Annotated in this window: 12 protein-coding genes; 11 read left to right on the plus strand and 1 reads right to left on the minus strand. The window is 30.7% G+C overall.

The window, feature by feature from the left end:
• Window positions 1–98: 98 nt before the first annotated feature.
• The 9 genes from ACMC9J_RS05080 (at window position 99) to radA (ending at window position 11,508) form a co-directional block, all read left to right on the plus strand.
• The gene (locus tag ACMC9J_RS05080) at window positions 99–884 is read left to right on the plus strand and encodes an ABC transporter permease (protein ID WP_427002989.1); all 786 of its coding nucleotides are present in this window, start codon (window positions 99–101) and stop codon (window positions 882–884) included.
• Between the two features lie 14 nt (window positions 885–898).
• Window positions 899–2,659, plus strand: a complete 1,761-nt coding sequence (locus tag ACMC9J_RS05085; RefSeq protein ID WP_427002990.1) for an ABC transporter ATP-binding protein — start codon at window positions 899–901, stop codon at window positions 2,657–2,659.
• A 2-nt stretch (window positions 2,660–2,661) separates the two neighbouring features.
• Entirely contained in the window at window positions 2,662–3,756 is a 1,095-nt protein-coding gene (locus tag ACMC9J_RS05090) for a CDP-glycerol glycerophosphotransferase family protein (RefSeq protein ID WP_427002991.1), read from the plus strand.
• A complete protein-coding gene (locus ACMC9J_RS05095) occupies window positions 3,749–4,711 on the plus strand; it encodes a glycosyltransferase family 2 protein (protein ID WP_427002992.1) in 963 nt (320 codons plus the stop codon). The genes ACMC9J_RS05090 and ACMC9J_RS05095 overlap by 8 nt, the downstream gene beginning before the upstream one ends.
• A 5-nt stretch (window positions 4,712–4,716) precedes the next feature.
• The gene (locus ACMC9J_RS05100) at window positions 4,717–5,682 is read left to right on the plus strand and encodes a glycosyltransferase family 2 protein (protein ID WP_427002993.1); all 966 of its coding nucleotides are present in this window, start codon (window positions 4,717–4,719) and stop codon (window positions 5,680–5,682) included.
• Window positions 5,683–5,697: 15 nt separating this feature from the next.
• Window positions 5,698–6,555 (plus strand): glycosyltransferase family 2 protein, encoded by an 858-nt coding sequence (locus ACMC9J_RS05105; protein ID WP_427002994.1) that lies wholly within the window; start codon window positions 5,698–5,700, stop codon window positions 6,553–6,555.
• 48 nt (window positions 6,556–6,603) lie between these two features.
• Window positions 6,604–8,007 carry an undecaprenyl-phosphate glucose phosphotransferase gene (locus ACMC9J_RS05110; RefSeq protein ID WP_019265216.1) on the plus strand — a complete coding sequence of 468 codons (1,404 nt, stop codon included), beginning with the start codon at window positions 6,604–6,606 and terminating at the stop codon, window positions 8,005–8,007.
• A gap of 153 nt (window positions 8,008–8,160) precedes the next feature.
• Complete coding sequence (locus tag ACMC9J_RS05115; protein WP_427002995.1) at window positions 8,161–10,542, plus strand: OB-fold nucleic acid binding domain-containing protein; 2,382 nt, start codon at window positions 8,161–8,163, stop codon at window positions 10,540–10,542.
• 30 nt (window positions 10,543–10,572) lie between these two features.
• Entirely contained in the window at window positions 10,573–11,508 is a 936-nt protein-coding gene (radA, locus tag ACMC9J_RS05120; RefSeq protein WP_019265218.1) for a DNA repair and recombination protein RadA, read from the plus strand.
• A gap of 37 nt (window positions 11,509–11,545) precedes the next feature.
• On the opposite strand, the gene ACMC9J_RS05125 is transcribed toward radA, so the two are convergent.
• Window positions 11,546–11,701, minus strand: coding sequence for a zinc-ribbon domain-containing protein (locus tag ACMC9J_RS05125; protein ID WP_019268113.1), 156 nt, complete (start codon window positions 11,699–11,701; stop codon window positions 11,546–11,548).
• Between the two features lie 101 nt (window positions 11,702–11,802).
• Here ACMC9J_RS05125 and ACMC9J_RS05130 point away from each other — a divergent pair, with 101 nt between their 5' ends.
• A complete protein-coding gene (locus tag ACMC9J_RS05130; RefSeq protein ID WP_019265220.1) occupies window positions 11,803–12,708 on the plus strand; it encodes an AEC family transporter in 906 nt (301 codons plus the stop codon).
• 527 nt (window positions 12,709–13,235) lie between these two features.
• On the plus strand, window positions 13,236–15,224 hold the full coding sequence (locus tag ACMC9J_RS05135; protein WP_019265221.1) for a CoB--CoM heterodisulfide reductase iron-sulfur subunit A family protein: 1,989 nt from the start codon (window positions 13,236–13,238) through the stop codon (window positions 15,222–15,224).
• The last annotated feature ends 99 nt before the right edge of the window (window positions 15,225–15,323 follow it).

Here is a 15,323-nt window from a genome sequence, read left to right on the forward strand (position 1 = left end):
ATAAGACTAAATAATCTTCGGATAAGCAATCTTTTTATAATTCTTTTATTAAAAATAACTAACAGTTTAAAAAAATTTATTTTAGAGAGTTCTTGTTCATGTTTGAAAACAATATGTATGTACAAAATTTTAATAAGTATACTTTTCTGCTTACCGAATTAATTAAAAGGGATATAAGCGGAAAATATAAGGATTCTACTTTAGGTTTATTTTGGAGTTTTTTAAATCCATTATTATCTATGATTGTTTTAACAATGGTTTTCTCTTTAATATTTGCAAATACTATTGAGAATTTCCCAGTTTATTTGTTAAGTGGTAAATTAGTATTTGATTTATTTGCTAATGCTACTACTGGAGCCATGGATTCCATTAAGGCAAATTCTGAGATTATTAAAAAGATTTATGTTCCTAAATACATGTTTGCAGTAGGAATTGTCTGTTCAGAATTTATTAACTTTTTAATCTCTCTGGTGGTATTGGTTGCTGTGATGATAGTTACCGGCGCTCCATTCCATTTTGCATTAATATATTCACCAATTCCATTGTTTTTCTTATTGGTTTTAACAATGGGGGTAGGTTTAATCCTTGCAACAGCTACAACATTCTTTACAGATATTAAATATTTATACGGAGTTCTTGTAATGCTTTTATCATTTATGACTCCTTTGTTCTATCCGATAGATATTATTCCTCAACAGTACCTATTTGCATATAAATTAAATCCTTTATATTCAGCTGTTGAGTGTTTCAGAAACATTATACTTGGCGGGACTTTCCCAGATACCTGGCCATTCCTGTTTTTGATTGTAACTTCAATAATTTCACTTATCATTGGTGTTTACATATTCTTCAAATATCAGGATAAATTTGTACTTAATATATAGGGAGGTTTATTAGTTTGACTATTCAAGTAAGATATCCAAAAGTTATTACTCAAGAAGAAAATTCCAGTAAATCTGAATGGAATGATTTAGATAATGTTAAAATCGATGATTGGGATGAATTAGCTTCTACAGTAGTTAAATCAAATGAAGCTCCTCAGGTTATGTGTACAAGTCATTTTGATTTTAATATTCCTGATGATGCCAGAGTATCAGAAGTTATTGTAGAGCATGATTTTCATAAAGATTCTTCTGAAAATCCCATTAAAATGGATCCTCCTATGATTAAAGCAGTTATAGGAGACAGTGAATTTGAAAAAGAATCTTTTGTTCATGCAGATGTTTATCCTGCAGACAGGTCTGTAAAAATAATTGTTGATGACATAGAAGGTAAGGATATTAATAATAATTTCGCCATTAAAGTAGAATTTCCTAAAAACACCAGTGAAAATGACGGATTACTTTATTTTGATTATATTCGTGTCAAATTAGTTTTTGAGGTTAAAAGATATCTTATAACTTCCGGTGAAACTAACAATTATTTCCCAACAAAGGAAAAACCTATAAAAATAGCTGTAGGTGAAGAATTAAGATATTCTATTTACTTTAGAAATGTAAATGGTATTTCAAAAGAACCTCAGGAAGTTAAAATCAACATTCCTGAAGGTTTTGAACTTGTAAAATATTATTTCAAACCTAGGAAAGTTAATAAGTTATCTGAAAAAGATGTAGAGGTAGCTGAAGATATATTTGATGAAAAAAATTATATTTGGACTCCTTCAGCACGTGGAAAAGGAATGTCTGGATTAAGATTAATTCTTAAAGCTACCTGTGAAGGATTTACTCATATAAATGCCTATACTAAAAATTATGGTGCAACTCCTAATTTTTATGTTGAAGTTCATCCTGAAGGATTTGAAAGTCCGGTCAATATGTTTGATGAAACTTCCGGAGTTTGGGCTTCTGAATTAGAAGATAATGAAGAATTTCAAAGATTAAATCAGGAAGTAGCTATTGATGTTGACAGTGTATCTATGGAATTTGATATGCCTCAAGAAAAAGTGGATAATCTAAAAGAGTATTGTATTAAATGGGTTAAAAGGGAACTTAAACCTAAAACAAATTTCAAAGCACTTAATGATTTATCATTTACTATTAACAAAGGTGAAAGGGTAGGAATTATAGGATTTAATGGTGCAGGTAAAAGTACTCTTTTAAAAGTATTGTCCGGTGTATTTAAACCAACTAAAGGTAAAATATACACTGCCGGAAAGATAGCTCCATTATTGGAACTTGGTGCAGGTTTTGACCATAATTACAGTGGAAGAGAAAACGTATTTTTAAATGGGGCAATATTAGGTTATTCCAAAGAGTTTCTATTAAGCAAATATGATGAAATTGTTGAGTTTTCAGAACTTGGTGACTTTATGGAAATTCCAATTAAGAATTATTCCTCAGGTATGGTTGCTAAACTCGGTTTTTCAGTAGCTACTGTTGTTGAACCTGATATATTAATTTTAGATGAAATTTTATCTGTTGGAGATGTAAAGTTCCAAAAGAAAAGTGGAGACAAACTTAAATCTATGATGGGGTCAGGAGTTACTGTTCTTTTAGTATCACATTCAACTGCCAAAATAAGGGAATTATGTACCAGAGCTATTTGGTTAGATAAAGGTAAGCTTATAATGGATGGTAATGTTGATTATGTCTGTGATGCATATATTGAAGCAGCTAAAAAAGCATCTGCAGATGAAATTAAAGATTTAGAGCTTGTATAAGTATGTATCTTAAACATAAAATTTATGGAAAACTCTTCAATTTATTTACAAAGTTTTCAATTAATGATAAGCAGATATCTTTTATTTTAGATTCTGCTGAATCATTTAAAGGAAATTTGGATTGCATTAAACAGGAATTTGAAAAAAGAGGAGATTTCCAGTTTAACTTTTTTTATAAAGACAAATTATCTTTTTTGGCTTTTAAAAAATTAGCCACTTCCAAATATGTATTTCTGAATGATAATTTTTTTCCATTAGCTTTTATGAACTTTAAAAAGGATACAAAGGTAATTCAGCTATGGCATGCTCCAGGAGCTTTTAAAAAATTTGGTGCATCAAGTGATGTTAAATCTAGAAATATTTTAGCTGAAATTAGTCAGAATATAGATTATTTAATTACCTCTTCAGAGGATATTGAAGATTATTATAGTGAAGCATTTCAAATAAATAAATCTAAAATTAAGTCTTTAGGTCTTCCAAGAGCAGATTATTACTTTAAAAATCATGACTTGGACAAATTAAGGTCAAATTTCAATTTCAAATACCCGATAGCTGAAAATAAAAAAATAGTTCTTTATGCACCTACATTTAGGGACAATCCTGAAGATAATAATGTTTTTAACTTTTTGGATTTGGAAAAATTCAATAAAGAGTTAGGTAAGGATTATATTTTAGTTTTAAGGCTCCATCCTAAGATTAAAAAGTTTTTTAAAGATAAAATTGAAGTTAATCAGAAATATGTTGATTGCAGTGATTTTAAAAATGAACAGGAGCTGCTGTTAATTTCTGATATTTTAATAAGTGACTATTCATCAATAATGATTGAATTTGCCTTGTTGAATAAACCTATAATATTTTTCACTTATGATTATGATACATACATGTCTAAAGACAGGGGATTTTACTTTGATTTTAAAAAAAATGTTCCAGGTCCAGTTGTCTATACAACTGATGAGCTGATAGCTGAAGTTAAAAATAATGATTTTGATAAAAATAAAATTTCCGAGTTTAGAAAAACACAATTTAATTCAATTGATGGTGAAGCATCTAAAAGAGTAGTTGATTTCTTATTAAATGATGGTGGCAAAAATGGATAATATTAAAGTAAGTGTAATTGTTCCAGTGTATAATGATGAGGAATATATACAAACTTCCATATCTTCGATAATGAATCAGGAATTTAGTGAAACTTATGAAATAATTGTTGTAGATGACGGATCAACTGACAATAGCTTGGATATTGCACATGAATTATTAAGTAAAGCTGATATTCCATATAAGCTGGTTCATCAAAGAAATTCCGGTGTAAGTGTAGCTAGAAATCATGGAATTGAAGTTTCAAGAGGAGATTATTTGGTATTTGTTGATAGTGATGACTACATCTTAACAAATCACCTGTCTGAATTGTATAATGGAAAAACAGATTTTACATTAACTCAAATGGCAAAAGAAGGTGTAAAATCAGCAGTCAATTCAATTAATTATCCGGAACTTCCGCTATCTGCTCATGATCTGATTAAAATGGAACTTCAGATGATGATTCCGGAATTTAGTTTTTGTCAGCTGATGTATAAAGCGGATTTGATTAAAGATAACAGTTTGAAATTTGATTCGAAAGCCGTTTATGGTGAAGACACTGAATTTGCCTTGAAAGCATTAAGCTATGGGGAAAGTGTAGCTATTGGTGAAGAAATAACTTATCTCTACATTCAAAGAAAAGATTCAGCTACAAGTAATGCAGGTCTTAATAGATTTAATTTCATTGAAACCTTAGAAAAGCTTTCAGAATTTTATAAATCCCGTGGGCAGAATGAACTGGCAAACCTTGTAATTACAAGCAGAATTCCCAGAGCCATTTTTGGAAATATGAATTATTTTTTCTACCATAATTATGATTTTGATGAAGTAATTTCTAAAATGGAGGATTTGGATTTATTTTCAAAATTGTCCCGCTTCAAAGGGGATTCTAAATTTAAGTTTAAAATAAAGCTATTTTTATTAAATCCAAAATTATATTATAAAATGTGGAAAAAATTTAAAAATACTATCTGATTATTATGAAAGCTTCTGTAGTAACACCAAATTATAATGGGAAAAAATTTCTAAAAACATACTTCGATTCTTTAAACAGGAATAAAGATTCAGTCGGTGAAGTTATTTTAGTAGATAACGGATCAACTGATGGGAGTATTGAATTTATAAAAGATTACTCAAAAAATTTAGATTTCCCGGTTATTATGATTAGAAATGTTGAAAATTTAGGATTTGCAAAAGCAGCAAATCAGGGTATTTTAAAATCTAATTATGATTATATATTTTCTCTAAATAATGATACTGAAGTTGAAAAAGGAGCTATTAAGTCATTAATGGATTTAATTTCTTCAGATGATGATATTTTTTCAGTTGCTTCTAAAATGGTTAAATTTGATAATAAAAATTTGATAGATGATGCCGGAGATGAATACAATATTCTGGCATGGACTAAAAAAACAGGTGAAAATCAGCCTGCAGAAAATTATGATGAAATATATGAAATATTTTCCAGCTGTGCCGGAGCAGCTATGTATAATAAGGCTATTTTAAATAAAATAGGTCTTTTTGATGAAAATTTCTTTGCATATATGGAAGATGTTGATTTAAGCTACAGAGCGAAAATCAATGGCTATAAAAACCTGTTCTGTCCTGATTCTGTAGTTTATCATATTGGAAGTGCAACAAGCGGAAGCAGATATAATAAATTTAAAGTTAAGCTGGCTGCAAGAAACAATGTGTGGATGGTTTATAAGAATTTTCCAGTCCCTCAAAAGATTTTAAATTTTATATTCCTCTTTTTAGGATTTTTAATTAAATATTTGTTCTTTGTTAAAAAAGGATTTGGCAAAACATATTTGGAAGGCCTTAAAGAAGGTTTAAAAACAAGAAATAAAATTGATAAAGTTAAATTTAACAGAAAAAATACCAGAAACTACTTTAAAATAGAATGGAAATTAATTGTTAACACTTTTAAATTTTTAAAAAAATAAAATTAGTTGAGAATTATGGATCTTTCAATTGTAATTGTAAATTATCAGACATTTGACCTGACAAGGAATACTATAAATTCCATATTAAAATATGAGTATCCTTTTAGCTATGAAATAATTGTAGTTGATAATGCATCAGCTGATGATAGTTTAAGTAATTTAAAAAATTATTTTAAAGATTCAGTTAAATTTATTTCTTCAAAAGAAAATAATGGGTTTGCAGCAGGTAATAATCAGGGTTTAAAGATAGCTAGTGGACAATACATTCTTTTATTAAATTCAGATACTATTGTTTGGGAAAATACATTGGAAAAAATTTATAGTTTCATGGAAAATAATCCTTTTGTGGGGGCATGTGGCTGCAGAGTTCTTTTAGCTGATGGAACTCTGGATAAGGCATGTAAAAGGTCTTTTCCAAATGTTAAAAATTCATTTTACAGATTATTTCACATTCCAACAAACAGCAAAGAGGATAATTATAATTTGGATAATCTGCCTGATGATGAAATTTATGAAATTGACTGCTTAACTGGAGCATTTATCTTTCTTCGTAAAAAATGTCTGGATTCCGTTGGATTACTGGATGAAACATTTTTCATGTATGGTGAGGACATTGATTTATGTTATAGGATTAAACAGGACCATTGGAAGATAATTTACTTTGGCAAGGCTAAAATAACTCATTTTAAAGGGGCCAGCAGTAAAAAACAAAAATCTAAATTGCTATATGAATTTTATAGGGCAATGTATATTTATTATAAAAAACACCATGCAAACAACACTTCATTTTTTGTTAATCTGATTGTTTATTTGGGAATTGCTTGTTTATGCATTTTAAAATTGATTCTAAATTTCTTTAAAAAGAAAAATTAAATATTATAAGAAATTTAAAGATATACTTAAATCTATTTTTGTGATAAAATGATTAAGCAGAATCAGAGAGTATTAAATGTAGTTATGGTTTTAACGGATGCATTAGTTGTAACTATAGCTCTTTTCTGTGCATGGTGGTTACGTTTTAAAACCACTTTATTTGGTCCGATTGGAGGTCATTTAGGTTTACAAAGCTATGTTATTTTTTTAACATTTGCTGTAATACCAACATACTTAATATTGTACTTTTCTTTTGGTCTTTATAAACCCTACAGAACTCACAAAACAATTTTTTCAGAAGCAACTCAACTTATAAAAGTTAATATTGTTGCATTCTTTGTTTTAGTTGCTATTTTATTTATTGTTAACGAACCTAACTTTTCAAGAATCATGCTATTCCTTTTAGCTATTATAGCTACTGTTTTTGGAATAATTGAAAGATTTGTTATTAGGAGCTTCTTAAAAGAAATCAGATCTAATAACAAGAACTTAAAGCATATTCTTATTGTTGGGGATAATGATTTAGCTTATACTTTTGCACGTAGAATTAGAAATAATCCATATTTAGGTTTTGCTGTTAGCGGATTTTTAGGTAAAAGTAATCATGTAGGTTTGGAAATTGAAGGAAGCAAAATCATAGGTGCTTTTAAAGATTTAGATGAAGTTCTTGAGAAAAATAATTTTGATAGGGTTGTATTAGCTATTCCGTTAAAGTATTATTTTAAAATCAACGAGCTTGTGGAAAGCTGTGAAAAGGTAGGAATTAAAGCAGAGATTATTCCAGATTATATAAGGTATTTCCCGGCACAGCCATCAGTAGACATGATTGAAGATATTCCGATTATCAATATACGTTATGTTCCGTTAGATGATGCATTTAATAATTTTTTAAAATCCTTATCTGATTACATAATATCTGTTATAGCTATCATAATTACATCTCCAATTATGCTGATTACTGCAATAGCTATTAAACTGACTTCTAAAGGACCGATTATATTTAAACAGGAAAGAATCGGTTATCATGGAGAACCATTCATGATGTATAAGTTCAGAAGTATGAAAGTCCAAAATCCTAACGAAGAAAAATCAGAATGGACAACAAAGGATGACCCAAGAAAAACTAAAGTAGGTAATTTTATCAGAAAAACAAGCATTGATGAATTGCCTCAATTTTTTAATGTTTTAAAAGGAGATATGAGTGTTGTTGGTCCCAGACCTGAAAGGCCGTATTTTGTTGAAGAATTTAAAGAAAAAATTCCAAAATACATGGTTAAACATCAGGTTAAGCCAGGGTTAACTGGATGGGCTCAAATTCATGGATGCAGAGGTAATACTTCTATTAAAAAACGTATAGAATTTGATATTGAGTATGTAGAAAACTGGCATATGGGTTTGGACTTAGCTATAATGATTAAAACAGCTGTAAAGAGAAATCCTAATGCATATTAGATTTTACACATTTGCACTTCAGTGTAGTTTATTAAAATTTATATTCTATTTTTTTAATAATTATTTTAAAAATTACTTTTCAAATGCTGTCTCTAATAGTTTATATACATTTTAATTTAAAATAATAATTAACTTTCTAACGAGGGGTTTGGTATGGATAATGAAATTTTAGAATTATATGAACAAGTCAAAGATAAATTGACGATGGAAGAATTTCAAGCAAAAATAAATGATATTTCTAAAGAAAACGAAGATTTAGGTTTTGTGGATGATTATTATGCTGCTGAACAGGTGGTAAACAATATACTTGGAGCCAGTAAAGATGACCAAAAATCCAATGGTGAAATTTTGGATATTGGTGATTTGGAACCTGGATCCCAACCAGCTATTGTTGGAATGATTAACAGTATCTCAAATCCAAAATCTTTTAAAACCCGTAAAGGTAAATCTGGACAAGTCTGTAATATGGAATTAAAGGATAACACTGGTGAAATTAGAGTAGTGTTATGGACAGAAAATATTAAACTTCTTAAAAACTTTAAAGAAGGAAACATTGTTAAAATTACTGATGTTGATATAAAAGAGGGTTATAGGGGAGATAATGAAGCTAATTTAAGACCTAGATCAACTATAACTCATTTTAAAGAAGCAGATTTATCAAAATTCCCGACATACGAGGAGAATATAACTGATATTGAAGACCTTGTTCCCGATACAAAAGCAAATATTATTGCTAGAATTATAAGAATTCCAACTCCAAGAACTTATGAAAAAGATGGAAAAGAAGGAAAAGTCGCTTCTCTTGAGCTAAAAGATGCAACTGGTGAAATATCTTATACCTTGTGGAATAAAAATGTTGATTTGATTGAGGAATTAGGTTTGGATGCCGGAGATTCTGTAAAAATCTTAGGTGCACAGGTAAGGGAAAGAAACGGGGAATTGTCATTAACTCATTGGGACGGTAGGATAATCAAAGGAGATTTTGATGTTCCTGAATTCAGTCAGGAATTTATTAAAATTGGAAATATTACAGAGCAAAGTAATATAGCTATTAAGGGAGTTATTTCTAAATTGCAAGATGTCAGAACATTCACAAGAAAATCTGATGGCTCTGAAGGTAAATTAAGAAACTTTGATGTTACAGATGATACAGGTTCTATTAGAACTACCATATGGGGACATGATACAGATATTTTGTTAACTAAAGGAGGCATTGTCAAGATTATAGGTGCTGATGCTCGTTTTGATGATTATACTGACAGTGGATATTCACTTAATACAAATTTCAACACTCAAATTTCAATAAATCCGGAAAACCTGTCTGATGAGGAATTAGCTATCTTTGATGAAATCAAACAGAAAGTTTCTCAAATTAAAAGACTTAGTGAAGTTGAAGAATATGATGAAGACGGAATTGAAGTCGATGTTATAGGAAGAATGTTTGCTATTGGAGAAATAAACGAGTTTCAAAGAGATGATGGCAGTGTAGGATATGCACGTTCAGCTAAATTTTCTGACGGTGAAGGACGTGTTAATTTAACATTTTGGGATCAGAAAGCTAAACAGGAATACAAACCTGGCGGAGCATACAAAATTGAAAATGCAAAGGTTAGATTGGGAATGTATGAAGTCGAATTAAACATTGGAACTTCTGCACGCGTAATGGAATTGCCTGAAGACAGTGACCAAGCAAGATTCTTACCGTCATTTAAAACTATTGAAGCAATGATTTATACTCATAAATCAATATCTGATGTTGAAGAAGATGATGAAAATCTTATTGTTATGGGTAGAATAATTGATGCAAGCAATACTCGTGAATTTGATAGAGATGATGGAACTAAAGGATATGTTAAATCTTTAGAAATAGCTGATAATTCTGGTTCTATCAATGTTACTTTATGGAATGAATATGCTAAAAAAGATTGGAATGTTGGAGACGCTATTAAGTTCCAGGATCCTCAAATTTCATTTAGAAATGACAGTTTGGAAATTAATGTATCAAGATCCACTTCTATTCTTGAACCTGATGAATCAGAGATTAATGATTTGCCAACTTATGATGAATTAAAAGAATCAATTTATGTTCCTAAAACCATTGAGGCTTTAGAAGATGATGACAGAAACGTTCGTATAACTGGTACTCTTAAAGAAGTATTTGGCAATAAAATATTAATTACAAAATGTCCTAACTGTGGAAATACTGTAAATCAGTCATCAGAGGATTTTGTCTGTGAATTCTGCGGAGAAGCTGTAGATGAACCTAAATATCTTTTAATGATTCCGGCAAGACTTGAAGATGACACTGGCGAAATTTCAATTACTTTCTTTGATAACCTGGCTGAAGAACTTCTTGACATGAAAAAAGAAGAAATAATTAATCTTACTGATGATGGTTCCGATTTAGGACCTATGGAAGGTAGAATAGATGATTTAAACGGTTTAACTGTTGAAGTTATTACTAATGTTAGTTTTGATGATTATAATGAAGAAATTAGGCTTAATCCTAAAAGAATTTTATCTAAATATTACTAAAATAAAACAAATTAATGAGGCATGATTATTATGGTGGAATTAGAAGATTTACCAAGTGTTGGTGAAAAAACAGCAGAAAAATTAAGAGATGCAGGTTTTGCAGATATGATGAGATTAGCTACTGCAACCCCTAAAGAATTATCTGTTAAAGCAGAAATTGGTGAAGGTGTAGCTGAGAAGGTTATTGAAGCAGCTCGTAAATCTGAAAAAATAGACTTTGAAACAGCGTATGATGTTCTTGAAAGAAGAAGGGATGTAGGTCACATTTCTGTTGGAAGTGAAGGCTTCAATGATTTGATTGGTGGTGGAATTGAAACTCAATCAATTACTGAAGTATTTGGTGAGTTTGGTTCTGGTAAAAGTCAAATTTCTCATGAACTGGCTGTTACTGTACAATTGCCTCCTGAAAAAGGTGGACTTGATGGTGAATGTGTATTTATTGATACTGAAAACACTTTCCGTCCAGAAAGGATTGAACAAATAGCTAATGGTTTTGAATTGGATATTGAGGAAGTTTTACAAAAGATTCATGTAGCTCGTGCATTTAATTCTTCTCACCAGATCTTAATGGCCGAAAAAATTAATGAACTTATTCAACAAGGCAATAATATTAAATTAGTTATTGTTGATTCTTTAATGGCTCATTTCAGAGCAGAATATGTTGGAAGGGAATCTTTAGCTGTAAGACAACAAAAACTAAATCAGCATTTACATGCACTTCAACAAATAGCTAATACTTATAATGTGGCTGTTTTCATAACAAACCAAGTTCAAGCTAAACCTGATTCCTTCTTTGGAAGCCCTACTAAAGCTATTGGTGGACATGTTTTAGGACATGCATCTACTTATAGAATCTGGCTTAAAAAAGGTTTAGCAGGTAAAAGAATTGCTCGTTTAGTAGACAGTCCTCATTTGCCTGAAGGTGAATGTGTATTTAAAATTAAAACAGAAGGTATTGTTGATTAATTATACCTTTCAACCCCTCTTTTTTTACAGTTAATTATTAGTCACTATAACCTGTATAGGTTTCATAATCTACATCATCATTTGATTCATAATCATCGCTGAATTCAGCAAAGCCAATTCCAGTTCCGCAATAAGGACACAGGTTATATTCTTCAGGAACTTCTTCTCCACATTTTGGACATATTCTCAACATTTCATGATCCTCCTTTTGAATTTACATAACTATTTTTTGTTTTACTTATAAGAAATATTTATAAATATCATAATTCAATAATTATACTTCGAGGTATTAATATGAATGCAATTGAAATTACAATTATATCTATTGTTTTAATGATTGGTTTAGGTTATTTTCTTAAAAGAATAGATTTTTTAAGTGAAAAGGATATTGATCCCTTAAATAAGATTGTAATGTATATCCTTATGCCTTGTATGATTTTTTCTGCACTTTATTCTGCAGATATGAGTCTGTTACCTACTTTAGGAATTTTACCATTTGTTATTTTAACAGCATCAATTGGTTCAGGAGTTATAGCTTATATTATTCTTAAAAGACTTCATTATGATGATAAAAAAATTTGGAGTGTTTTAGTAACTGTAATGATAGCTAATACAGCTTTCATGGGATATCCTGTCAATTTAGGTGTTTATGGTCATCCGGGATTTTTAAGAGCTATATTTTGCGATTTAGCTACAACATGTATGTTCTTATTATTGTCATTTGTCCTTGTTCTTAAGTTTGGAGGAACTGTTAAAAGGGCATTTAGGGAAATTTTACTGTTCCCGCCGTTATGGGCTGTTGTTTTAGGTATTTCATTTAATTTATTAAATATTCCTATTGGACCAGTTTTAGATAAAACAGTTAATTATCTTGCTGATGGTGCTATTCCTTTAATTATGATTTCACTTGGTTTATCAATTGAGCTTGGTGGCCTTGCTAGAAGTAAAGCAATGGTTATTTTTACTTCAATTATTAAATTAGGTGTATTTCCGTTAATTGCTTTGATTGTTGTATCATTATTAGGACTTACTGGTTTACAACATGATGTAGGAATTATTGAGGCAGCTATGCCTTCTGGTATGTTGTCTTTATTACTGGCTATTACTTATAAATTAGATTATGAATTAACTTCAGATTGTATTTTAATAAATACGGTTATTTCATTAATAACATTACCAATCATAATGACATTTTTGTAAATGTTGATTTTTGAACAGTTTTTTTCTGTTCTATTCTTTTATTTTTTTCAATGAGGGGTACTGAATATTTTCTTAAAGGAATTGATTTTTTAAGTAAATGGGGTATCGATATTTTAAGTTTATATTCTTTTGTTAGCTAGGATTAACCTGCAGCTGATATTTTAGTAAATGCTATTGATTTCATTAGTGGCTCTGCATATGTTGATATTGCTGTTATGAGCCCCAAAATTTCAAAATTTAACTTCGCCTAAATTTATTATTTTTCTTAAAGAATAATTTTTATTATTTTTTAGCTTTTAGAAACCTATTTTTAACCGCTTTTTAGCTTAACCAATTGGTTTAAAGTTTTTATTTTTTTATTATATATAAACTTTACTCACTAATTTCTATAGAAATCTTTATTAATGTGGGTTTACTACATATTTAATATCTAATTAATTTCTAAAAATTATAATAATTTTTTTTTGCATTAAATTTTTATTAATATAATTAGATTATTTTCACGACTTGTACAAGGTGAATTAAATATGGCAGAAGAAAAAAGAGATAATAATGAAGAATTAAGGATTGGTGTTTACGTCTGTCACTGTGGTGTAAACGTTGGTGGAGTTGTAGACTGTCCGGATGTCGCAGAATACGCAGGTAATTTGCCTGATGTTGTAGTTGCAAAAGACTACAAATACATGTGTTCTGACCCAGGTCAATTAATGATCCAAGAAGATATTAAAGAACACAACCTTAACAGGGTTGTTGTAGCTGCATGTTCTCCTCGTCTTCACGAACCTACTTTCCGTAGATGTGTAGAAGAAGCTGGTTTAAACAAATTCTTATTTGAATTCGCAAACTTAAGGGAACAAGACTCTTGGGTACACATGGCTGAACCTGAAGCAGCAACTGAAAAAGCTAAAGACTTAACTCGTATGGCTGTTGCTAAAGCAAGATTACTCGAACCATTAGAAGCTACTAAAGTAGCAGTAGATAACAAAGCATTAGTTATCGGTGGTGGAGTATGTGGTATTCAAACTGCTTTAGATTTAGGTGACATGGGCTTTAAAACTTACATGGTCGAAAGACACCCTACCATTGGAGGTAGGATGGGACAATTAGATAAAACTTTCCCAACTCTTGACTGTTCAATGTGTATTTTAGCACCAAAAATGGTAGACGTTTCCAAACATGAAAACATCGAATTAATTACCTATGCAGAAGTTAAACAAGTGGACGGATACATTGGTAACTTCCATGTAACTGTAGGTAAAAAAGCAAGATACGTAATCGAAGAAGATTGTACCGGATGTGGATCTTGTGTAGAAGCTTGTCCAATTGAAATACCTAACTACTACGATGAAGGTGTAGGTATGGTAAAAGCTGCTTACATTCCATTCCCTCAAGCTGTACCATTATGTGCAACAATTGATAAAGATTACTGTATTGAATGTATGTTATGTGACCAAGCTTGTGAACGTGGAGCTATTGACCACAATCAACAACCATCTGAAATTAAATTAGATGTTGGTACTATTATCGCAGCTACTGGTTACGATCCATTTGACCCATCAGGTATTTACCAATATGGATACGGACGTTTCTCCAATGTAATTACTGGTATGGAAATTGAAAGGATGATTAACGCATCTGGTCCTACTGGTGGACACGTTGTAAAACCATCTGATGGTAAAGAACCTGAACGTGTTGCATTCATCCACTGTGTCGGTTCTAGGGATGAACAAATCGGTAAACCATATTGTTCCAGAGTATGTTGTATGTACTCCATGAAAAACGCTCAATTATGTATTGACCACGAACCAGATACCGAAGTAACCTGTTACTACATGGATATTCGTGCATTTGGTAAAGGATACGAAGAGTTCTACAAAACCTCTCAAGAAAAATATGGTATTGAATTTATCAGAGGTAAACCTGCTCAAATCTTCGAAAACGATGATTTAACTTTAACTATCAGAGCAGAAGATACTTTACTTGGTAAAGTAACTGAATACACTTACGACTTAGTTGTTTTAAGTGTTGGTCTTGAACATCCTGAAGGTTCAGAAGAACTCAGACAAACTTTAGGTGTTTCCAAATCTTCCGACGGATTCTATATGGAAGCTCACCCTAAACTTAGGCCTGTTGACACCTTAACTGATGGTGTTTACATTGCTGGTGTAGCACAAGGTCCTAAAGATATTCCTGACTCTGTAGCACAAGGTTCAGCTGCAGCATCCAGGGCAGCTATCCCAATGGCTAAAGGTCAAGTAGAAATTGAACCTATTATTGCACGTACTGACGATGTAGTTTGTGGTGCTTGTGAAGTTTGTGTTGAATTATGTCCATATGGTGCTATTTCCATTGTTGGAGATGACAATGCTGCTCACGCAGAAATTAACGCTGCATTATGTAAAGGATGCGGTACCTGTGTAGGTGCATGTCCATCTGGAGCTATGGATCAACAACACTTCAAAACCGATCAAATTATGGCACAAATCAGTGCTGCTCTTGAAGACGTAGGTAAATAGATGCGGAGATTTTTATCTCCAATTCTTTTTTTTAAAATTTTAAACTATTTTTAACACTTAATAACTTATTTTACTTCCTTAATTAGATGTTGGTAAGTG

The organism is Methanobrevibacter intestini (assembly GCF_047402955.1).
Lineage (GTDB): Archaea > Methanobacteriota > Methanobacteria > Methanobacteriales > Methanobacteriaceae > Methanocatella > Methanocatella intestini.